General features: G+C 45.7%; 18 protein-coding genes. 15 read left to right on the forward strand and 3 right to left on the reverse strand.

The window, feature by feature from the left end:
• Positions 1 to 115: 115 nt before the first annotated feature.
• The 14 genes from R7M92_RS04275 to choV all read left to right on the forward strand — a co-directional run bounded on the left by R7M92_RS04275 (position 116) and on the right by choV (position 17,892).
• Entirely contained in the window at positions 116 to 1,294 is a 1,179-nt protein-coding gene (locus R7M92_RS04275) for a thiolase family protein (RefSeq protein WP_046264876.1), read from the forward strand.
• Between the two features lie 70 nt (positions 1,295 to 1,364).
• The gene (locus R7M92_RS04280) at positions 1,365 to 2,858 is read left to right on the forward strand and encodes a CoA-acylating methylmalonate-semialdehyde dehydrogenase (RefSeq protein WP_318132788.1); all 1,494 of its coding nucleotides are present in this window, start codon (positions 1,365 to 1,367) and stop codon (positions 2,856 to 2,858) included.
• A gap of 93 nt (positions 2,859 to 2,951) precedes the next feature.
• Positions 2,952 to 4,106: an acyl-CoA dehydrogenase family protein gene (locus R7M92_RS04285; protein WP_005373226.1), complete on the forward strand. Its 1,155-nt coding sequence runs from the start codon at positions 2,952 to 2,954 to the stop codon at positions 4,104 to 4,106.
• A gap of 49 nt (positions 4,107 to 4,155) precedes the next feature.
• Entirely contained in the window at positions 4,156 to 4,932 is a 777-nt protein-coding gene (locus tag R7M92_RS04290; protein ID WP_064354701.1) for an enoyl-CoA hydratase, read from the forward strand.
• A gap of 10 nt (positions 4,933 to 4,942) precedes the next feature.
• Positions 4,943 to 6,073 carry an enoyl-CoA hydratase/isomerase family protein gene (locus R7M92_RS04295; protein WP_025767889.1) on the forward strand — a complete coding sequence of 377 codons (1,131 nt, stop codon included), beginning with the start codon at positions 4,943 to 4,945 and terminating at the stop codon, positions 6,071 to 6,073.
• A gap of 19 nt (positions 6,074 to 6,092) precedes the next feature.
• Positions 6,093 to 6,989 carry a 3-hydroxyisobutyrate dehydrogenase gene (gene mmsB, locus R7M92_RS04300; protein WP_033906449.1) on the forward strand — a complete coding sequence of 299 codons (897 nt, stop codon included), beginning with the start codon at positions 6,093 to 6,095 and terminating at the stop codon, positions 6,987 to 6,989.
• A gap of 9 nt (positions 6,990 to 6,998) precedes the next feature.
• On the forward strand, positions 6,999 to 7,757 hold the full coding sequence (locus R7M92_RS04305; protein ID WP_033906450.1) for an SDR family oxidoreductase: 759 nt from the start codon (positions 6,999 to 7,001) through the stop codon (positions 7,755 to 7,757).
• Positions 7,758 to 8,219: 462 nt separating this feature from the next.
• Positions 8,220 to 10,241 (forward strand): tetratricopeptide repeat-containing diguanylate cyclase, encoded by a 2,022-nt coding sequence (locus R7M92_RS04310; RefSeq protein ID WP_081008327.1) that lies wholly within the window; start codon positions 8,220 to 8,222, stop codon positions 10,239 to 10,241.
• 605 nt (positions 10,242 to 10,846) lie between these two features.
• Positions 10,847 to 11,446, forward strand: a complete 600-nt coding sequence (gene betI, locus R7M92_RS04315) for a transcriptional regulator BetI (RefSeq protein ID WP_017820329.1) — start codon at positions 10,847 to 10,849, stop codon at positions 11,444 to 11,446.
• An 18-nt stretch (positions 11,447 to 11,464) separates the two neighbouring features.
• The gene (gene betB / locus R7M92_RS04320) at positions 11,465 to 12,925 is read left to right on the forward strand and encodes a betaine-aldehyde dehydrogenase (protein ID WP_206970150.1); all 1,461 of its coding nucleotides are present in this window, start codon (positions 11,465 to 11,467) and stop codon (positions 12,923 to 12,925) included.
• Between the two features lie 180 nt (positions 12,926 to 13,105).
• On the forward strand, positions 13,106 to 14,821 hold the full coding sequence (gene betA, locus R7M92_RS04325; protein ID WP_005373209.1) for a choline dehydrogenase: 1,716 nt from the start codon (positions 13,106 to 13,108) through the stop codon (positions 14,819 to 14,821).
• 36 nt (positions 14,822 to 14,857) lie between these two features.
• Entirely contained in the window at positions 14,858 to 15,796 is a 939-nt protein-coding gene (locus R7M92_RS04330; protein ID WP_005382646.1) for a choline ABC transporter substrate-binding protein, read from the forward strand.
• A 72-nt stretch (positions 15,797 to 15,868) separates the two neighbouring features.
• Positions 15,869 to 16,711 carry a choline ABC transporter permease subunit gene (choW, locus tag R7M92_RS04335; protein WP_005392552.1) on the forward strand — a complete coding sequence of 281 codons (843 nt, stop codon included), beginning with the start codon at positions 15,869 to 15,871 and terminating at the stop codon, positions 16,709 to 16,711.
• Positions 16,712 to 16,713: 2 nt separating this feature from the next.
• Positions 16,714 to 17,892 (forward strand): choline ABC transporter ATP-binding protein, encoded by a 1,179-nt coding sequence (gene choV, locus R7M92_RS04340; RefSeq protein WP_318132789.1) that lies wholly within the window; start codon positions 16,714 to 16,716, stop codon positions 17,890 to 17,892.
• 96 nt (positions 17,893 to 17,988) lie between these two features.
• Here choV and R7M92_RS04345 read toward each other — a convergent pair whose 3' ends face one another.
• The gene (locus R7M92_RS04345) at positions 17,989 to 18,645 is read right to left on the reverse strand and encodes an NAD(P)H-dependent oxidoreductase (RefSeq protein WP_047101370.1); all 657 of its coding nucleotides are present in this window, start codon (positions 18,643 to 18,645) and stop codon (positions 17,989 to 17,991) included.
• Positions 18,646 to 18,888: 243 nt separating this feature from the next.
• Between R7M92_RS04345 and R7M92_RS04350 the strand changes: the two genes are divergently transcribed.
• Positions 18,889 to 19,323, forward strand: coding sequence for a globin (locus R7M92_RS04350; RefSeq protein WP_149192078.1), 435 nt, complete (start codon positions 18,889 to 18,891; stop codon positions 19,321 to 19,323).
• 41 nt (positions 19,324 to 19,364) lie between these two features.
• Here the strand turns inward: R7M92_RS04350 and R7M92_RS04355 are convergent, their stop codons facing one another.
• Complete coding sequence (locus R7M92_RS04355; RefSeq protein WP_005373196.1) at positions 19,365 to 20,147, reverse strand: slipin family protein; 783 nt, start codon at positions 20,145 to 20,147, stop codon at positions 19,365 to 19,367.
• Between the two features lie 10 nt (positions 20,148 to 20,157).
• The gene (locus R7M92_RS04360) at positions 20,158 to 21,534 is read right to left on the reverse strand and encodes an NfeD family protein (protein WP_047101372.1); all 1,377 of its coding nucleotides are present in this window, start codon (positions 21,532 to 21,534) and stop codon (positions 20,158 to 20,160) included.
• Positions 21,535 to 21,576: the final 42 nt, after the last annotated feature.

A 21,576-nucleotide genomic window follows, 5' to 3' on the forward strand; every position in this document is an offset into this window, starting at 1 on the left:
TCACTCGCATTTACTCGAAATCAAAGAATCACTCGAACAAACAATAACCTCAAACTTGACGTTAACGTAAATGTTAGTATAGTTATGACGTAAACGTCAACAAAAGGTTAATGGAATGAAAAATGAAACATGGATTGTTGCCGCTAAGCGAACGCCTATCGGCTCTTTTCAAGGTGCATTAGCTTCAACAGATGTCACGGAACTCGGTGCGAAAGCCATTCAAGGGGCGCTAGCCGAAAGCCAACTCGATGTGCACAAAATAGACGAAGTGTTGATGGGGTGCGTTTTACCCGCTGGTGTGGGGCAAGCGCCTGCAAGACAAGCAAGCCTTAAAGCTGAAATGCCACAATCGATTGGTTGTACGACACTGAACAAAGTTTGTGGATCGGGTATGAAAACCGTGATGCTGGCATATGACCTTATTCAATCTGGTAATGCGCATGCTGTCATCGCTGGTGGCATGGAAAACATGTCGTCTTCTCCTTATCTATTAAAGAAAGCGCGTGATGGTTTCCGTTTAGGTCACGAGCAAGTGCTTGATCACATGTTTTATGACGGTTTGCAGGATGCCTACCAAGGCGAGCTGATGGGTGTCTTTGCAGAACAGACGGCGCAAAAGTATCAGTTCAGCCGTGAAAGTATGGATGCCTGGGCGCAGCAGTCGGTGACTCGTGCGCAGCAAGCAATCGAACAAGGTTTGTTCAAAGAAGAGATCGTGCCCGTTAACGTAAAAAGTCGACGCGGCGAAACCTTGGTTGTAGATGATGAGCAACCGAGCAAACTCGACGTCACTAAAATTCCTACCTTACGCCCTGCGTTTGCCAAAGATGGCGGGGTAACCGCAGCAAACTCTAGTTCCATTTCGGATGGTGCGTCGGCAATGATCTTAGTCGATAGTGAGTTTGGTCGTCAGGAAAACCTTCAGCCTCTAGCCAAAATTGTCGCGTACAGCACGCATGCAAGACAGCCTGATGAGTTCACCATCGCACCGGTCTTCGCGATTGAATCGCTGCTGGAAAAAACGGGCTGGGACAAATCAGACGTGGACCTTTGGGAAATCAATGAAGCTTTTGCTGTCGTGACTCAATACGCGGTGAAAGCTCTCGAACTGGACGAGAGCAAAGTGAACCCGCGCGGAGGGGCTTGTGCGCTGGGGCATCCAATAGGCGCAAGTGGCAATCGAATCCTTGTCACTTTGATTCATGCGCTAAAACAAACTGGTGGTAAGCGTGGCGTTGCATCGCTTTGTATTGGTGGTGGCGAGGCTACCGCTATCGCGATTGAAATCTGCTAAATCACTCTCAACAAAGTTTCACTTACATAACAGTAGTCAGTAACAAACTGAAAAATACAAGGATGTCATCATGACAGAACAAGTAAAGCAGTATATCGGTGGTGAATTTGCCATCTCCGATTCAAAACAATGGCTAGATGTAACCAACCCGGCAACCAACGAAGTGATTGCACAAGTACCTTGTGCCACGGAATCGGAAATGAATGCGGCGATTGCCAGCGCAACAGAAACGTTCAAACGCTGGAAAGAAGTTGCAGCGCCGGAGCGTGCTAGATTGATGTTGCGTTACCAACATCTGCTAAAAGAGCAACACGATGAGTTGGCGATACTGCTTTCAAGTGAGACAGGCAAAACCCTCGCGGATGCAAAGGGTGACATTTGGCGTGGGATTGAAGTCGTAGAACAAGCGGCGAACATTTGTAGCTCAATGATGGGCGAAACGGTTGAGAATGTCGCAACCAATATTGATGGTTACTCTTACATTCAACCGCTCGGCGTTTGTGCTGGCATCACACCGTTTAACTTCCCTGCGATGATCCCATTGTGGATGTTCCCGATGGCGATCGCTTGTGGCAACACCTTTATCCTAAAACCTTCGGAACAAGTTCCGCTGACTGCAATGAAATTGGCAGAGCTATTTGAACAAGCAGGTGCACCAAAAGGCGTATTGCAAGTTGTTCACGGGACCAAAGAGCAAGTCGACCGCATTCTGACTGATCCAGTCGTTCGTGCGATCTCTTTTGTTGGCTCTGTGCCCGTTGGTGAGTACATCTACAAAACAGGTACAGACAACCTGAAACGCGTGCAGTCATTTGCAGGTGCTAAGAACCACATGGTCATCATGCCGGATGCAAACAAACAGCAAGTCATCAATAACCTAGTTGGCGCGTCAGTTGGTGCTGCAGGCCAACGCTGTATGGCGATTTCGGTTGCCGTATTTGTCGGCGACACCAAAGAATGGATTCCAGAGCTTAAAGAGGCGTTAGCTCAGGTTCAGCCTGGCGCGTGGGATGATGAAACCGCCGGTTATGGTCCGCTGATTAGCCCTCAAGCGAAGCAGCGAGTGGTGAATCTGATTAATGAAGGCAAAGCGTCAGGCGCGAACTGTGTTCTGGATGGAACAGATTGCCAAGTGCCTGGCTTTCCGAACGGTAACTGGGTGGGGCCAACACTGTTTACCAACGTGACCACAGACATGTCGATTTATCAGGAAGAAATTTTCGGGCCTGTACTGTTAACTATGGAAGTGGATGACCTAGATGAAGCGATTGAACTGATCAATGCAAACCGCTTTGGTAATGGTACGTCTATTTTCACGGCGAACGGCGCTGCCGCGAGAAAGTATCAACACAATATCGAAGTAGGTAACGTAGGCATCAACGTGCCGATTCCGGTGCCATTGCCATTTTTCTCATTTACTGGGTGGAAAGGCAGCTTCTACGGCGACCTGCATGCTTACGGTAAACAAGCGGTTCGCTTCTACACCGAGACGAAAACTGTCACCGCGCGTTGGTTTGAAGATGACATTCCAAGCGGTCCAAACATGACCATTCAACTTAGCTAATTACTGGATTAGCGACACCTCTAGCCAAGCGCCACCTTTTAAGTGGGCTTGGCTCGGATACAAATGCAACGAATTAGACCTTAGGACTTCAAGATGGATTTTGAATTAAACGAAGATCAACTCGCGTTTGCCGAAGTAGCAAAGCAGTTTGCAGACCAAATGTTAGCGCCTCATGCGGCCGAGTGGGATGAAAACCATCACTTCCCTAAAGATGTACTGCGTCAAGCAGGTGAACTTGGTTTTCTGAGCATCTATACGCCGCCAGAGCACGGTGGCTTGGGGTTATCTCGTTTGGATGCGGCGATCATTTTCGAGCAGTTGGCTATGGGTTGTACCGCGACTACTGCGTTTATGACCATTCACAACATGGCGACGTGGATGATCACCAGCTTTGCCAAAGCCGAAGTGGCGCAGCAGTTTAGCGCGGATCTAATTTCGGGTGAAAAGCTCGCTTCCTACTGTTTAACCGAACCTAATGCCGGCTCTGACGCCGCTTCTCTAACGACTAGCGCAGTGCGTGATGGCGATGAGTTTGTCCTCAATGGCGCAAAAGTGTTTATCTCTGGCGCGGGTGATACAGATGTATTGGTCGTGATGGCGCGTTCGTGTGGTGAAGGAGCGGGTGGCGTTTCTGCATTCGTTGTTCCTGCTGATTGCGAAGGCATCAGCTACGGTAAAAAAGAAGCCAAAATGGGTTGGAACTGCCAGCCAACTCGCATGATTACCTTCGAAAATGTCCGCATTCCGGCTGACTATCTGTTGGGTGAAGAGGGAGAGGGCTTTAAGTTCGCCATGCTTGGCCTTGATGGTGGTCGAATCAATATCGCTACTTGTTCCGTCGGTACTGCGCAACAAGCACTGAACGAAGCCAAGCAATATATGAACGAACGCAAACAGTTCGGCCGTTCACTGGCGCAATTTCAAGCGTTGCAGTTCAAGCTTGCTGATATGGCGACTGAGCTGGTCGCTGCGCGTCAAATGGTGCGACTCGCTGCCGCTAAACTCGATGCCCAGCACGCAGAAAAAAGTGCGTACTGTGCCATGGCAAAACGCTTTGCTACTGATGTGGGCTTTAAAGTCTGCGATCAGGCGCTGCAAATTCACGGTGGCTATGGCTACATCAAAGAATATCCAGTCGAGCGCCATTTCCGAGACGTTCGTGTTCACCAAATCCTTGAAGGTACCAACGAAATCATGCGTCTGATCGTCGCAAGACGATTACTAACGGAAGGCGTTGAGCTGCTTTAGTCAGCGAGACACAGCCTTACCTAAAGAAATTAAAAAGGACTGAAAGATTATGACGGCACAAATCAAATTAGAGCGCGAAGCGCATATTGCCAAGCTCACGATTAGTAATCCGCCAGCGAACACTTGGACGCTTGAGTCTTTGAATCAGCTAAAAGAGTTGGCAATTGAACTTAGTAATGATCGCTCTATTTATGCGTTGGTTTTAACAGGCGAAGGCGAGAAATTCTTTTCTGCTGGAGCAGATCTTAATAACTTTGCATCGGGTGATAAATCACAAGCAGCAAACATGGCGTTCGCATTTGGTGAAGCGTTTGAAGCGCTTTCTGCATTCGATGGGGTTTCTATCTCAGCGATTAATGGCTATGCGATGGGCGGCGGTCTGGAAGTGGCGATGGCGTGTGACATTCGTATCGCAGAAGAACAAGTACAAATGGCACTTCCTGAAGCATCGGTAGGTTTGTTGCCGTGTGCGGGTGGGACGCAAAACCTGACCGCGTTGGTAGGTGAAGGTTGGGCGAAGCGTATGATCCTGTGTGGCGAGCGTGTGACGGCCGAGCGAGCGGAAAAAATTGGGTTAGTCGAAGAGGTGGTGGCGAAAGGTCAAGCACTCGAAGCGGCTATGGAGCTAGCACAGCGTGTTGCAGGTCAATCACCGAAATCTGTGTCTGCGTGCAAAACGCTAATTCAAGGTCGACGCAGCCAAACTCATGCAGCTGGATTGGTTTTGGAGCGTGAACTGTTTTTACAGCTGTTCAATACACAAGATCAGACTGAGGGTGTGAATGCGTTTTTGCAAAAGCGCAAGCCACAATGGACAAACAGCTAGCGGAGGCCAAATGACAGGTACAGTAAATGTTTCAAAACTTGAGTGCGCTGATGGCTCTGTTATTGGTGTGCTAGAGCTTGATAACCCAGCAGCTCTCAACGCGTTGAGTTACGTGATGATTGAGAAGTTGTACAAACAGCTTAATGAATGGCAAACGGACGACAGCGTCATCGCGGTATTCTTGCATGCTCAAGGTGAAAAAGCGTTTTGTGCTGGTGGTGATATTCAAGCGATCTACCGTGCACTTGAAAACAAAGAGCAAGACTTTGATTCTGCGTTTTCAGCGATGGAAACCTTCTTTGACCTCGAATATCGCTGTGACCATCTTATTCATACTTATCCAAAACCGATCATCGCGTGGGGACATGGTTATTTGATGGGCGGGGGAGTTGGCCTGTTTATGGGTGCCAGCCATCGCGTAGCAGAAACCACCACACGCTTTGCAATGCCAGAGATTAAAATTGGCCTTTACCCAGATGTAGGCGCGACGTACTTCCTGAACCAGTTGCCAAAACATTTGGCACTGTTCTTAAGTTTGACTGCTTGCCAAATTAACGCAACAGATATGAAAGCGTTGGGGTTAAGCCAATGGATTGCACAGCCAGAAAACAAGCAAGTGCTGCTGGATCTGCTTGCATCGGTAAGTTGGAAAGGTGAAGCGAACATCAACGAAAAAATCGCCACTACGCTGCGTTCGGTACACGTGGACGAGCCAACCGAAGGGATGTTGATGCCCTATGCGGAATTGATTGAGCAGTTATGTTCGGGTGACTTAGCGTCAATTGTTGATGCAATCAGCCGTGCTAACGTTGATAACAAGTGGTTCGTCAATGCGCAGAAGTCACTGAACTATGGCAGTCCGTTGTCGCTCAGTATCACTTATCAGCAGTTAACGCAGTATCAAAACCTCTCTTTGAAAGCGTGTTTTGATATGGAATTTAACCTAACACTACGTTGTGGCTTAGAAGGTGATTTTAGAGAAGGGGTTCGTGCGCTGATTATTGATAAAACCAATCAACCGACTTGGCAACATCGCACGGTTTCTGACGTAACGCCACAAGTTTTGGAGCGCTTCTTCTCGCCAATTGACTCAGCAGAATACCCACTGACCGCATCGTCGGTAGCTATAGCGGCACTTTAGTACAAGGAAGAAATACGATATGGACAAAATTGCATTTATTGGCCTTGGTAACATGGGTGCGCCTATGGCTAAGAATCTACTTAAAGCGGGCTTGAACGTCGAAGTATTTGATTTGAACCCAAACGCAGTTGAGGAGTTGACCGCATTGGGCGCTTCAAGTGCCGATTCCGTTCAGCAGGCAGTACAAGGTGTTGATGTGGTTGTCACTATGCTGCCAGCGAGCCAACACGTTCAAAGCGTTTATCTTGGTCAAGATGGCATATTAGATAGCGTCGAATCAGGCACCTTGCTGATTGATTCATCCACCATCGATCCTGCGACTGCTCGTTTGGTTGGCGAAAAAGCATCGCAACTTGGTATCAGTTTTGTTGATGCACCAGTATCTGGTGGCGTTGCGGGCGCAGCAGCAGGTACGTTAACTTTCATTGTTGGCGGTTCACAAGAGAACTTTGTTCAAGCCAAAGCGGTGCTTAGCCACATGGGTAAAAACATCTTCCATGCGGGCGATGTTGGAGCTGGTCAGGTCGCGAAGATCTGCAATAACATGATGTTGGGCATTTTGATGAGCGGCACCTGTGAAGCACTCAATTTAGGGATGGAAAACGGACTCGATCCCAAAGTGCTTTCCGACATCATGTTGCAAAGTTCAGGGCGTAACTGGGCGCTAGAGCTTTATAACCCTTGTCCAGGTGTGATGGAAAATACGCCTGCAAGCAATGGTTATCAAGGCGGCTTTATGAGCCAGTTAATGGCTAAAGATCTGGGTCTTGCGATGGAAGCGGCGGTTGCCAGTCAAACATCAACGCCAATGGGCAGCTTGGCTCGTAATCTGTTTAATTTTCACAACGGTCAGGGCAACGGGCAAAAAGATTTTTCAAGCTTGTTTGAGTTCTACCAAAAGCAAAATCAGGCCTAAGGAGCGCTTATGGAGTTAGCAAATAAGGTCATTGCGATCACGGGGGCAGGGCAGGGGCTGGGTAAACAAATGGCACTGTCACTGGCGGAAAATGGCGTTCATCTTGCGCTTATCGACCTCAATTCAGAGCAACTGGCTGAAACGAAAGCGGAATGTGAATCTCTCGGCGTTACCGCTCGTTTTTATGTGACGAACGTGACTGACGAACAGCAGGTGTGCACTGCTTTTGAGCAAATTGAGGCAGATTTCAAGCAGCTCAATGGCGTTATCAATAACGCAGGTATTATGCGTGATGGTATGTTCATTAAAGTCAAAGATGGTCAGGTTAACACGATGTCGCTGGAACAATTTCAGTCTGTTCTAGATGTGAATGTAACAGGCACTTTCCTGTGTGGCCGTGAAGCGAGCAAGGTAATGCTGAACACCGATAGCAAAGGGGTTCTGATCAACATATCCAGCGTTGCGCGTGCCGGGAATATTGGTCAAACCAACTATTCAGCATCTAAAGCGGCGGTAGCCACCATGGCAACGGTGTGGGCGAAAGAGTTAGGGCGTTTCGGAATTCGCTCAGTGGCGATTGCTCCGGGTGTCATCAAAACTGCCATGACAGACCAAATAAAACCTGAAGCGATGGAACGTTTAATCGGAATGATTCCGGTTGGACGTTTAGGTTTGGCGGATGAAATTTCATCGACCATAAAATACGTGTTAACCAACGAATTCGTGACCGGACGAGTGTTCGAAGTCGATGGCGGAATGCGAATGTAACCCCCTCTGCAACATAAAAAAGGGGAGCGAGTTTGATTGTCCGCTTCCTTCCACTTTCTTCTTTCTTTTATTGCTTCTATCTGAAAAATGTATTGGATGCATGGTCGACTGCTATCTCATCGAACGGTATAAAAATTGATTCTATTTCTAATGTGAATGGTTAGTTCTATATTGCTTGTCATGTAAATGTATTAACTCACAACTAAGACGATCTTTTGTCTCACTAACGAGATCGTCATTCTTGGTGTGTAAAAAACACTCTTATTGGTCATATTGTAACCGAAAACTATTTCGGCATCTAAAGATGGTGATTTATTATTCAGCGCAAAATACATGGGAATATGAGGCTGACTGAATAACCTTCAGTTGTCTTAATAATAAATAATCAGAATTCTCAATTACACTGAAGTAACTACCCATTAGGGAAGAGCAATAATGTCACTATTTCATTCGCTTAGGACGATGCCGCTATTATTGGGGTGTCTGTGTTTTTCTGTTCAGGCCTCCACAGAAAAGGTGGAACAGGAAGGTAAGTTTTTACAGTCGTTAGAAGGCATCGAAAATCAAATTTACGCATTACCGCAGAGTTCTTTAGCTTTGATTGAAGCGTTAGAAGAAGAGTCTTTGCTACAAAACCAACCAACAGCGCTGTTGGTGCGTTACTGGCTTGCCAAGGCCACGGTTTTAGAGCTGCTAGGGCGCGTAGAAGAGAGTCAGAGTGTCGTTCAAAAAGGATTGGAGCTTGTGCGTCCACAGAGCCATGAGTATCTCCTGTTTAAGTTGATTCAGATGCGAACTATGGTTGGAAAGAGCGATATCGATACCGCGCTTTCTGCGTTGGATAGCTTGTTGGAAACATCGCGTGAGAATGGTGATAAGCAACTTGAATCAGAAATCCTGTTGCTAAAAGGACGCTATTACGATGAGCAAGGTGAGTTTAAAAAATCCTATGCTGCACTTATGTCGTCCATGGATGCGGCTGAATCTTCAGGTGTTCACGGGCTGGTCGAACGTGCAGCACTAGAGCTAGGTGACGTACTTGTCAAAATTCAGGGTTACGACCGATCTGAGGCGCTTTTGGAACAAGCATATCGCTATTTTAGGGATAGGCGTATGTCGTTCAATGAGTTGTTGAGCGTTTTGACGATAGCGAAACTTCATAAAGCACAGTTCCAATACGAAGAGGCGATAGCATCATATCAGCGAGCGTTAAAGCTGGCTCAAATTATCGGTGATGGACGCTTTAGATTTCGAGTTAACCTTGAACTTGCAGCTTTATATCGCGAGACGAATCAAGAAAAGAAGATGGTTAACCACTTGAAGCTGGCGGAGAATTTACAGTACAGAGAAACGTCTAGCGCGTATTTGGCAACATTTAAGTTGTTACAAGCCGAATATATGTTAGAGCAGCAGCAATTTGAAATACTTTTAGCGATGATCGCACCAATGCTGCCGGAGATTATAGAGAGTCGATACGTCAAGCAACAGCAAATGGAGCTACTAAAAGTCGCCGCTATGGCCTATGCGGGAAGCAATGACTTTAAACTAGCATTCGAAACTTACGGTAACTATCACGATAAATTTATCCAATTTAGCAATCAAAGAGAAGTTGAAAATCTTGAGCGCCAGCAGACGTTATTTGAGTTGGAACGACTTGAATATGAGAACGAAGATCTCAACTGGAACAATGTGTTGCAGCGTATGGAGCTAGAAAATAACCGTCGTACTTTTTACTTATTGGGTGAAGCGCTACTTGCGCTCATCGGTGTTCTATTTTTGATGGCGGTAGTATTTCTCGTCGTCAATCGCTCGCGTTTGAGAATGCGTCGCCTCGCAAAGACAGACACATTGACAGGGTTGTTCAATCGCCGTTTTTTAGAGGACTGGTTCACTAAGCCAGTAGAAGTGAGGCGTGAGCGAAAAGAGAAACCGGTACCTCAATCTAAGCAAGAAAAGATACAACACTTTGTTTTTGAGCAAGTCGAGCAAGTTAAGTACGGTTATCTAGCTTTAAATAAATGGGTAGATAGCAAACTCGATAAACAGAAAATGGTGCCAAATAAACCACAATCGGGGCCAGTAACTTTAGCGTTAATCGATGTGGATTATTTCAAGCAGGTAAATGATACCTATGGGCATGTGTTTGGAGATACCGTACTAACGGGCGTTGCCAAAGTGTTGGAGGAAACTGTACGTGAGAACGACATTGTTGCTCGCTTTGGTGGTGAAGAGTTTGTTGTTGTTATGCCCAATACAGACCATAAAAACGCCCTTATTACTGCAGAACGTTTACGTAGCGCTTTATCCCTACATGGCTTTGTTACGGAACAGAAAGAAGAAGTGAGAGTGACCTGTAGTTTTGGAGTCGTTACCACTGAAGATAATGAGATGAGTTTTAAATCACTTTGCGATCAGGCCGATAAATTGCTTTATCAAGCGAAAGCGAACGGACGCAACTGCGTGAAAGGTCGCTCGCTAGCGTAACAGAAATCAAAAGTTCAGGCTCATCGCACGATGAATCTGAACTTATCCCTCCCATTTACTTTGATAGCCAAGTGACTTTGAGATCCTTGTTTCGAATACAAAACGCTGAATCTAACATCTTAAAGTCACTTGGCGATATTACTTAAAAATGGCTTAAGGATATCGAATCGCATATTCATGGCGTTCAATATAACCTCTCTTTTTGCCTTCTTCACCTTCAAAGTGCGAATGCCACTTGTGTCTACAAAACTATAACAAACTAGTGTGTCTATTCTTTGTACAAATAAACCGTGTACAGGTGAAATGATTAGTGGTCGATATAAATTTTTTGTGGCACAGATTTTTGTTGTTCAAAAATCAACTCGCTCATCATCGTTTTAAAAATAGATAAATGGTTAAGCATTTGATTTTGTTTTACTTATTTGTTTGTTCTTAAACTAAAATCTAGTTATCCCGACAAGTTCTTACCGAGCAGTTTTTCGTACACCCTCAACTTTTCATCCTTTTTTACTAACATTTTTCTTTAAAAATAATTTGAGTTCGAATTAATTTTCAGGCATTTTATATTTAACTAACCGTTCAATTAAAAATAACAGGGACGCAAAATGCCAAAGGTGGGGATGCCTGAAATCAGAAAACCGCAGCTTGTGAAAGCGACAATGTCAGTGATTGATAGAGTCGGTTTACACGCGGCGAGTATTTCGTTAATCAGCAAAGAAGCCGGTGTATCAACGGGGATTATCAACCACTATTTCGGTGGTAAGCACGGATTGCTGGAGGAAACGATGCGCGAAATATTGCGTCAGCTTTCGTCCACTATCACACAGAAGTTACGTGAGCTGCCAAGTGATGCTCATCACCAAAGAATTAACGCCATCATTGACGGTAACTTTGTCGGCTATCAGGCAGAAAACCAAGTTGCTAAGACTTGGCTGGCGTTTTGGTCGTACTCAATGCATGACGAGCAGCTCAAGCGTTTACAGCGTGTCAACGAACGACGTCTATTGTCCCACCTAAGAAAAGAACTCAAAGCATTATTAAATGCAGAGCAGGCTGAATTGGTTGCTCATGGTATTGCATCACTTATTGATGGAATTTGGCTGCGCGGAACGCTCAACCCGCAAGGCATTGATGCAGAAAGAGCGAGAATCATCATCAACGATTATCTCGAAAAACAACTTACGTTTTATTCTGAAAAAATATAAAAGTTACAGGTCTTCAAAATGGAAATGAAAGCACACTATATCAATGGTGCGATGTACGACGGGTGTTCAGATGAACACTTCACCACTTACAATCCGGCGAATGGTGAGCCATTGGCCAACATTAAACAAGCGAACCAAGACGATCTTCAAGCAGCGATTGAATCGGCAAAGAAAGGTTTTGCTGCATGGTCGGCGATGACTGCGATTGAGCGCAGCCGTATTTTACACAAAGCCGTTGCCATTTTACGTGAGCGTAATGACGAGCTGGCTGCATTGGAAGTGGCAGATACTGGTAAGCCCATTCAAGAAGCTATCGCGGTTGATGTCACAACAGGTGCCGATGTTCTTGAGTACTACGCGGGTCTTGCTCCAAGTCTACAAGGTGAACAGCAGCCACTCAGCGACGATCAGTTTTTCTATACACGTCGTGAGCCATTGGGCATTTGCGCGGGTATTGGCGCTTGGAATTATCCAATTCAAATTGCGATGTGGAAATCGGCGCCAGCACTGGCTGCGGGCAACGCAATGATCTTCAAGCCATCAGAAGAAACACCATTAACGGCGCTTAAGCTCGCCGAAATTTATTCAGAAGCGGGCATGCCAGATGGCGTATTTAATGTCGTGCAAGGGGATTACCGAGTAGGACAGATGCTAACAGCGCATCCTGACATCGCAAAAGTGTCATTCACGGGTGAGTCAGGCACCGGTAAAGTCGTCATGAGTGACAGCGCTAAGACACTAAAACAAGTAACGATGGAGCTTGGTGGTAAGTCTCCACTGATTATTTTTGATGATGCGAAGTTAAACGATGCCGTTTCTGCGGCCATGGTGGCGAACTTCTACACCCAAGGTGAGGTTTGTACGCACGGTACACGTGTATTTGTCCATGAAGGTATTTATGACGACTTTATCGCACAGCTTAAAGCCCGAACCGAGCTGTTAGTCGTCGGCGATCCGCTTGATGAGAACACGCAAATTGGCGCGCTAATCTCTAAAGATCATGAATCGAAAGTTCTAGGAGCGATTGAAGCCGCGAAAGCGAGTGGCGCGACGTTACTGACTGGCGGCTACAAAGCAACAGACAATGGCCTAGCCAATGGTAACTTTGTTGCTCCAACCGTATTTGTCGATTGCGATGATGACATGAGCCACGTTCAACAAGAAATCTTTGGCCCGGTAATGTCAGTTCTGAAATTCCGCGATGAGTCGGAAGTGATTGCGCGTGCAAATGGCACCGATTATGGCTTAGCGGCAGGTGTATTTACTCAAAACCTATCTCGTGCGCACCGTGTGATCCATCAAATTCAAGCGGGTATTTGTTGGGTGAACACATGGGGTGACTCACCTGCGGAAATGCCAGTTGGCGGCTACAAGCAATCAGGTGTTGGCCGTGAAAACGGAGTCGAAACCCTTAAACATTACACACAAACGAAGAGTGTTCTGGTTCAGCTAAGCGACTTCGAAAGCCCTTACAAATGATACTACTCATAGTAGATAACTGACCACTTTAGCTTGTTAAAATGCTCGATAACTACGTTGTCAATTTTGATTGTAGGTTAACTACTTATCAAAATTTCCGCCTTGTTCTCAAGCATTTTTCCTACGCTAATTTCGTTCACTTATCTAGGGTGATTAGTATTAACTCCTAGGAGAATAAAAATGCAACAACACTACGATTACATCATCGTCGGTGCGGGTTCGGCCGGCTGTGTGTTAGCGGATCGCTTAAGTGAAAGTGGTCAAAATTCGGTCCTATTACTCGAAGCGGGTGGGTCGGATAAAAGTATTTTTATCCAAATGCCAACAGCGCTTTCTTACCCGATGAACACTGAAAAATACGCGTGGCAGTTTGAGACGGTTGAAGAGCAAGGGTTGGATGGTCGCCAACTTCATTGTCCTCGCGGAAAAGTTCTGGGCGGTAGCTCATCTATCAACGGCATGGTTTACGTTCGCGGACACGCTTGTGACTTTGACCAGTGGGAAGAGGAAGGCGCGAAAGGCTGGAATTATCAGTCGTGTTTGCCTTATTTCCGTAAAGCAGAGTCTTGGATTGGTGGTGCTGATGAATATCGGGGCGATCACGGTCCAGTCGGCACATGTAACGGCAACGATATGAAGCTCAATCCACTGTACCAAGCTTTTATTGATGCAGGCAAAGAAGCGGGCTACCCAGAAACAAAAGATTACAACGGTTATCAGCAAGAGGGCTTTGGCCCAATGCATATGACCGTCGACAAAGGCGTACGCGCTTCGACCTCTAATGCATACTTAAGCCGCGCTAAAAAACGCAAAAACTTCACCCTAATGAAGAGGGTGACGGTTCATCGAGTTTTATTAGAAGAAACTGGTGCAGAAGGTAAGAAAGCGGTAGGCGTTGAATTTGAAAAGTCAGGTTCAATTCAGCAATGTTTTGCGAATAATGAAGTGATTTCGAGTGCGGGTTCGGTTGGCTCCGTTCAGCTGTTGCAGCTTTCAGGCATTGGCCCTAAGGCAGTATTAGAAAAAGCGGGCATTGAGGTGAAACACTCGTTGGAGGGGGTAGGTAAAAACCTGCAAGATCACTTAGAAGTGTACTTCCAATATCACTGTAAACAACCTATCACGCTCAACAGCAAATTAGGTTTGGTGAGCAAGGGCTTGATTGGCACTGAGTGGATATTAACTCGCAAAGGCCTTGGTGCGACTAACCACTTTGAATCGTGTGCATTTATCCGCTCTCGAGAAGGGCTAAAGTGGCCAAATATTCAATATCACTTCTTGCCAGCGGCAATGCGTTATGACGGGCAAGCTGCTTTTGATGGTCATGGTTTCCAAGTGCACGTTGGACCTAACAAGCCAGAAAGTCGCGGGTCGGTCGAAGTTGTCTCTGCGAATCCGAATGATAAGCCGAAGATTGAGTTTAACTACATTTCCACTGAACAAGATAAGCAGGATTGGCGTGATTGTATTCGCCTTACTCGCGAGATCCTCAATCAGCCAGCCATGGATGAGTTTCGTGGGGATGAGATCCAACCCGGTCTGAACATCACAACGGATGAACAGATTGATGAATGGGTGAAGCAAAACGTCGAGAGTGCTTACCATCCATCTTGTACCTGCAAAATGGGCGCAGATAATGACCCATTAGCCGTCTTAAATGAGCGATGCCAAGTACGCGGTATTCAAGGCTTGCGTGTGGTGGACTCTTCTATTTTCCCAACTATTCCGAACGGTAATTTAAATGCGCCAACGATTATGGTGGCAGAACGCGCCGCGGATATGATTTTGGATAACGCCCTAGAAACGTCGAACAACGTACCAGTTTGGATTGCACCGGACTGGCAAGAGATGCAACGAATGCATCCGCCAAAAAGAGATCTCGATTCGATCTCATAAAATGAAAAAGTCAGTAATCATTACAAGGAATTCAACATGTCTAAGATGACAAAAATCTTCTCAACAATTGCACTAAGTACTTTAGCAACAGGCGCTTACGCCAACCAATGTGAAACGGTTCGTTTCGCAGATGTAGGTTGGACTGACATCACTGCGACCACTGCCGTTACATCAGAGTTACTTAAAGGGTTGGGGTACAAAACGAAGACTGACCTTCTGTCTGTGCCTGTAACTTACTCCTCTATGGCTAATGGCGATATCGACATTTTCCTAGGTAACTGGATGCCAACGATGGAAGGTGATATCGCGAAATACCGTGATGCAGGTACTGTTGAAACCGTACGCGCGAACCTCGTTGGCGCAAAGTACACGCTAGCGGTTCCAAAATACGTTTATGACGCAGGCGTAACCAACTTCGCTGACCTAGTAAAACATGCCGACAAATTTAAAGACCGCATTTACGGCATTGAACCAGGAAACGATGGCAACCGCTTAATTCAGTCAATGATTGATAGCAACGCATTCGGCCTAAAAGATTTCAGCCTAGTTGAGTCCAGTGAAGCTGGCATGGTGTCTCAAGTATCACGTGCCGCACGCCGCAATCAATGGATTGTGTACCTAGGTTGGGCGCCGCACCCAATGAATAGTAACGTTGAAATGGAATATCTAGCGGGTGGCGATGACTTCTTCGGTCCTAACTACGGCGGCGCGAACGTCTACACAAACGTACGTAAAAATTACCTCGCTGAGTGTCCAAATGTAGGTCAGCTAGTGAAAAATCTAGAGTTTAACCTAGAAATGGAAAATGAACTGATGGAAGCGATTCTTAACCAGAAACAGAAGCCATCAAAAGCAGCGCAAGCATGGTTGAATGCAAACCAAGAGCAAATTGAAGCGTGGCTAGAGGGCGTGAAAACGGTAGATGGCCAAGATGCGCTAACAGCTATTACAAACTACTTAAAAACAAACGCTTAATAAGCAGTATTTGAGCTCGTTTTTTTTAAAAGTGGGCAGTTTTGCCCGCTTCATTAACACAAAGGTTTTATTTTGAATTTTATTACGGACAACAAACTACCGTTGGGCCAATGGATGGAAACTGGCGTCGATTGGTTAACCATCAATGCATCGGGTTTTTTCGATGCAATCTCTATTACACTTGAAACGATCATTCTTTTCGTGGTGGACATTTTTAAATGGATGCCACCTGCAGCGCCAATCATTATGACGGCGGCAATTGCTTGGTTCTTACACCGCAGCATTCCGCTTGTTGTATTCATCGTGTTGGCCTTGCTCGCAATTCTCAACCTTGGTTACTGGCAAGAAATGCTGGAAACCTTTGTCCTTGTGTTTGCAGCGACAACGATTTCCGTATTAATTGGCGTGCCGTTGGGCATTATGGCGGCGCACCGTCCTTGGTTATACACCTTGTTGCGGCCAATACTCGATTTAATGCAGACCGTCCCGACATTCGTTTACTTAATTCCAACCTTGGTTCTGTTTGGATTGGGTATTGTCCCTGGTCTAATCTCGACCATCATTTTCGCTATCGCTGCGCCAATTCGATTGACGTACCTCGGCATTATTAAAGTGCCGGAGGAGCTACTTGAAGCGGGTAAAGCATTTGGTGCCAGCCGCATGAAGCTACTGTTTAAGGTGGAGTTACCTGCGGCATTGCCAAGTATTATGGCTGGCGTTACGCAGTGCATTATGTTGTCTCTGTCTATGGTAGTCATTGCGGCGCTTGTTGGTGCTGATGGACTTGGTAAACCAGTCGTACGCGCACTGAATACGGTAAACATCTCGCAAGGTTTTGAAGCTGGTTTAGCGATTGTACTCGTTGCCATCATTCTTGATCGCTTGTGTAAAGCACCAAACCAGAAGGAGGCATAATCATGGACGCTATTACTATTAAAAATCTTGATGTCGTTTTTGGTCAGCAACAAGCACAGGCGCTAGCACTGTTAGAACAAGGGAAGTCTCGACAAGAAATCATCGACGAAACTGGCCAAGTGGTTGGGGTTGATAATGTTTCGCTGAACGTGAAACAGGGTGAGATCTGTGTTTTGATGGGGCTTTCAGGCTCGGGTAAATCAAGTTTGCTGCGAACAGTTAACGGGTTGAACGAAATTTCTCGTGGCTCTCTGAAAATTAAAGACGGCGACGACATGGTTGAGCTCTCTAACTGTGACGAACAGAAGTTGCGCCACCTTCGTACTCACCGCGTATCCATGGTGTTTCAGAAGTTTGCATTGATGCCATGGTTAACGGTGTTAGACAATGTAGCGTTTGGTCTAGAGATGCAAGGCATTGGTAAAGCAGAGCGTCGTAAAAAGGCGCGTGAACAGCTCGAAATGGTCGGTTTATCTGAGTGGGAAACCAAATTCCCGCACGAGCTTTCTGGTGGTATGCAGCAGCGTGTTGGCCTAGCGAGAGCGTTCGCGATGGACACTGATATCTTGTTAATGGATGAACCGTTTTCAGCGCTTGACCCATTGATTCGTGCTCAGCTTCAAGATGAATTGATTCTGCTTCAAGAAAAGCTAAACAAAACCATTCTTTTTGTGAGTCACGACTTGGATGAGGCGCTTAAAATCGGCAACAACATCGCCATTATGGAATCAGGAAAGCTGATTCAACATGGCAAGCCAGAACAGATCATTCTTGCTCCAGAAAACGACTATGTGGCGGACTTTGTTGCTCACACTAATCCATTAAATGTGCTTAAGGGACGCTCCTTAATGCGTGACGATTTAGTTCGCGAAGATACGCGTGTTCTGATTTGCCCTGATAAAAATATTTGGGTGATACAAGAGAGCAAGGGGTTAAGTTTAGCGGATAAAGATAAATCGTTGATTCAATGGAAGAGCGACTCTTCGAACCTTGACGAAGTTAATGAAAACTCTCTGGTTCAGGTTAGCCCAGAAATCAGTATGCGAGAAGCGATTGAACTTAAACAGCGTAGCAATCAGCCTCTGCTTATGGTTGAAGATAATAAGCTGGTTGGTGTGTTAAGCGACAATGAGCTTTACGATGCATTGCTTGGTAATTTTAAGTCAGAGCAAGTTGCGTAAAGTTGACGCAGAACCAAGTAAAAAAGAGTCGCACATTAATGCGGCTCTTTTTAGTTTAAACAATGAGTTAAGTCGCTAAGCTAAGACAATGGTCGACTATAGAGTCGTAATTACGTCATCCACTGCAAGGCGTGCTTTGGGAAGACCATGATTATAATCTTCCCCATCTTTATGGTAGCCAATCGCCAGCGCAACTTCACAAATATGGCCCTCGAGCTCTTCTTTAAACTCTTCTCCAATCAGAGCCGGATCGACACCTTCCATCGGTGTTGAATCAATGCCTAGTCGTGCCAATGTGTGTAGTAGGTTGCCTAGTGCCAAATAGACTTGTGCTTTTGTCCAGTTTCCGTTGAAGCCATTTTCGTCCGTATTTGCATCGGCAAAAGCGTAAGCACCCATAAAGTTGTTGTACATCTCCGCTGGCAAGTGGCCAGATGTTACTTCTGCATCCACACGCTTCGCAAATTTCTCTTTAGTAAATTTAGGATCGTAAGCAAACAGAATCGTATGTGATGCGGCTTTCGCGTGTGGTTGGTTAAACTGATGCATATTTGCAAACGTATTGTGGAAACGTTGCTTCGCTTCATCACTTTCAATAACGATGAATTTCCATGGTTGTGAGTTGATAGAAGACGCCGACAAACGCAGTGCTTCTTTGATTATCGCCATGTCTTCTTGAGAAACGCGCTTGGTTTCATCATATTTTTTTGCAGTGTAACGGTTATTTAGATCGGTAATGATTTGATGGGACACGTTTATATCCTCTTTATGTGATGACAGATGAGGATGCACTAGCATCGACAACCATGCGTACCTCGAATATGGGTTCATGATAATGGATATTTTTTCATTGATAAGAGGGGGTTTATTTAAATCACTTTTTACTTTTTGTTGAAAATCGATGTGAGTTGATCGATTTGAAACTTAAAAGTCCTTATTTGGAAGCTTTTATTTGATATTAAATTAAACTCATATTGAGGCGTAGGGGAAAGCAACATGAACGTGATTGAAGTTTTTAATGATAGCTATGAACGTTGTACTTCAGATCAGGAGTTTTTCGACTTGTTCTACAAAAATTTATGGTCGAAAAGTGCCAACTTTAGACAGAAGTTTGACGGTATAGACATGCACCAACAAGTGAGAATGCTTAGAGGGTCTATTGTATTTTTTATGATGGCAGATACCTCGACCGAAGCGCACAAAATGGTGGAAAAGTATGGGAAAAAGCATGCAAGTGCAGATATTGGTATAGAGCCGCAGGATTTTGATGTTTGGCTTGAGAGTTTGTTAGAAACGGTTCGACAGTGTGATTCCGGGTATGATGCCGATGTTGAAACCGCTTGGCGAACATGCTTTAAAACGGGCTTAGAAGTAATGAAACAAGAATGTGATAAAGAAGATAGGCACATCCTTAAAGCGAGTACCAAATAAGGAAGTAACGTGAGTGGTCGTTACTTCCTAGGGGCAGAATCTTACTTATCTTGTGTCTCTTTATTCTTTTTCACCGCTTCGGCGATATCACTGACAGCTTCGACAAGATTGATCGGCATTGGAAAAATAATAGTGGATGTTTTGTCTGTAGTGATTTCAGTGAGTGTCTGCATGTAACGTAATTGCAGTGCATTCGGTGCTTCGTTGAGCATTTGCGCTGCTTCTTTTAATTTATTTGAAGCCTCTAACTCGCCAGTAGCGTGAATGATCTTCGCCCTACGGTTACGTTCTGCTTCTGCCTGACGGGCTAGGGCTCTGACCATGCTGTCATTTAAATCAACATGTTTGACTTCAACCGTAGCAATCTTGATTCCCCAGTCATCAGTCTGTTGATCGAGAATGGATTGTAAATCCTTATTGAGGCGTTCTCGCTCTGATAGCAATTCATCGAGTTCATGCTGACCCAATACCGAGCGCAGCGTGGTTTGTGCTAGCTGGCTGGTAGCATCGCTGTAGCTTTCAATATTGTTAATCGCCATTTGAGGATCGACTACGCGAAAATAAACGACCGCGTTGACGCGCACAGAAACGTTATCTTTGGTAATTAAATCTTGTGTCGGCACATCCAAAACGACAGTACGTAAATCAACCCTCACCATTTGCTGAATAAATGGGATAAGGATGATCAAACCAGGTCCTTTGACTTCTTGAAATCGACCAAGAAAGAACACAACCCCACGTTCGTATTCTCTCAAAACCTTGAACATTTGGGTCGCTAGTGCGAACAGCAGCACCACGATCACCGCAACGGTATAGAGCATCATAAAGCGCCTCCTATTTATTTTGGCGGTCATCAGGCATCACAGTTAAGGTCAGCCCTTTAACATTAACAATGGTGACGTGATCACCTTGTTTGAATTGTTGATGGTCTTTGGCTTTAGCTCGCCATAACGCACCGTTGAGTTGAACGCGTCCTTCGCCATCGATAAAGTCATCGCTTACCACGGCGACCTTCCCAGGGTAAGTCTCTAAACCCGTCGTTACACGCCGGCGACGAATTTTGAGCAGCAGGCCGACGGTCAGCACGATTAGAGCCACGGAAAATATGGCAATACCAAAAATCAAAGGAAGGGCGATCTGGAATCCTGGTAACTCACTGTCCATGAGAAATATCGAACCGAGTACAAAGGCGACAACGCCGCCTAAGCCCAAAATACCAAAGCTCGGGCTGAATGCTTCCGCTATCATTAGTGCAATACCGAGTAACAGCAGACCAAGACCTGCGTAGTTGACGGGCATCATTTGTAGTGCGTACATGGCAAGAAGCAGACAAATCCCACCTAGCACACCGGGTAAGCCAATTCCTGGGTTGTAAAATTCAAGAAGTAAACCGTAGATGCCGATGAGCATTAGAATGTAGGCAACGTTTGGATTGGTTATAACGGCTAACATTTCTGCTCGCCAATCTGGCGTTCTTTCAACCCATGTTGGATTTTCAAGTGACAATGTCACAGTGCGATTGTTTACTTTAACAGTTTGCCCATCTATGGCTTTGACTAAGTCTTCTGGCGAATTGGCGATGTAATCGATCACGTTTAATTCTAATGCTTCTGTTGCATCCAAGCTCGCCGCCTCGCTTACTGCTTTCTCTGCCCATTCTGCATTTCGTCCATGAAGTTTTGCTAAGCCTTTAATGTAGGCTTTGGCATCGTTAATTACCTTTTTCTCCATTGCGGTTTTAGCGGGAACTTTCTCTGAGCTTTCGTTGGTTCCTTCTGGCGTTTCTTCCGCGTTTTGATCTTTGCCATCATCCGATGAAGGAGGTTGAGGCGCACCACCTAACGCGACGGGCGTTGCAGCTCCGAGGTTTGTCGCTTCAGCCATGGCGGCTACGTGACTAGCGAGCAAGATGTATGTTCCTGCACTGGCAGCTCTAGAACCAGATGGGCCGACCCAAGTTGCAATGGGAGTCGAGGAGGTGGTAATGGCGTGAATAATATCTCGCATTGCGCTATCTAAGCCGCCTGGTGTGTCCATCTCTAAGATCACTAAACTGACACCGTTTAGTTGAGCTTCTTCTATTTCACGAGATAAATAGTCGCTAGTAGCAGGCCCTATAGCGCCTTTGACAGGAACAATCCAAACGGTATTCGCCAGTGCTTGACTGGCCATCAAGAGTAAAGGTAAGAACCATATCCATAGTCGTTTCATGCAGTCCTCCTTGTGTGGTCACAGGGACTTTTTGAAATCCTA

It is taken from the genome of Vibrio sp. Vb2880, from assembly GCF_033337975.1.
Lineage (GTDB): Bacteria > Pseudomonadota > Gammaproteobacteria > Enterobacterales > Vibrionaceae > Vibrio > Vibrio alginolyticus.

Excerpts from the sequence above, each read along its gene's own strand:
- betB (WP_206970150.1), top strand. The coding sequence starts at position 11,465 with ATGGAAATGAAAGCACACTATATCAATGGTGCGATGTACGACGGGTGT.
- R7M92_RS04290 (WP_064354701.1), top strand. The coding sequence starts at position 4,156 with ATGACGGCACAAATCAAATTAGAGCGCGAAGCGCATATTGCCAAGCTC.
- R7M92_RS04295 (WP_025767889.1), top strand. The coding sequence starts at position 4,943 with ATGACAGGTACAGTAAATGTTTCAAAACTTGAGTGCGCTGATGGCTCT.
- mmsB (WP_033906449.1), top strand. The coding sequence starts at position 6,093 with ATGGACAAAATTGCATTTATTGGCCTTGGTAACATGGGTGCGCCTATG.
- R7M92_RS04285 (WP_005373226.1), top strand. The coding sequence starts at position 2,952 with ATGGATTTTGAATTAAACGAAGATCAACTCGCGTTTGCCGAAGTAGCA.
- R7M92_RS04330 (WP_005382646.1), top strand. The coding sequence starts at position 14,858 with ATGTCTAAGATGACAAAAATCTTCTCAACAATTGCACTAAGTACTTTA.
- choV (WP_318132789.1), top strand. The coding sequence starts at position 16,714 with ATGGACGCTATTACTATTAAAAATCTTGATGTCGTTTTTGGTCAGCAA.
- R7M92_RS04355 (WP_005373196.1), bottom strand. The coding sequence starts at position 20,147 with ATGATGCTCTATACCGTTGCGGTGATCGTGGTGCTGCTGTTCGCACTA.
- R7M92_RS04310 (WP_081008327.1), top strand. The coding sequence starts at position 8,220 with ATGCCGCTATTATTGGGGTGTCTGTGTTTTTCTGTTCAGGCCTCCACA.
- R7M92_RS04280 (WP_318132788.1), top strand. The coding sequence starts at position 1,365 with ATGACAGAACAAGTAAAGCAGTATATCGGTGGTGAATTTGCCATCTCC.
- betI (WP_017820329.1), top strand. The coding sequence starts at position 10,847 with ATGCCAAAGGTGGGGATGCCTGAAATCAGAAAACCGCAGCTTGTGAAA.
- R7M92_RS04305 (WP_033906450.1), top strand. The coding sequence starts at position 6,999 with ATGGAGTTAGCAAATAAGGTCATTGCGATCACGGGGGCAGGGCAGGGG.
- R7M92_RS04350 (WP_149192078.1), top strand. The coding sequence starts at position 18,889 with ATGAACGTGATTGAAGTTTTTAATGATAGCTATGAACGTTGTACTTCA.
- betA (WP_005373209.1), top strand. The coding sequence starts at position 13,106 with ATGCAACAACACTACGATTACATCATCGTCGGTGCGGGTTCGGCCGGC.
- R7M92_RS04275 (WP_046264876.1), top strand. The coding sequence starts at position 116 with ATGAAAAATGAAACATGGATTGTTGCCGCTAAGCGAACGCCTATCGGC.
- R7M92_RS04360 (WP_047101372.1), bottom strand. The coding sequence starts at position 21,534 with ATGAAACGACTATGGATATGGTTCTTACCTTTACTCTTGATGGCCAGT.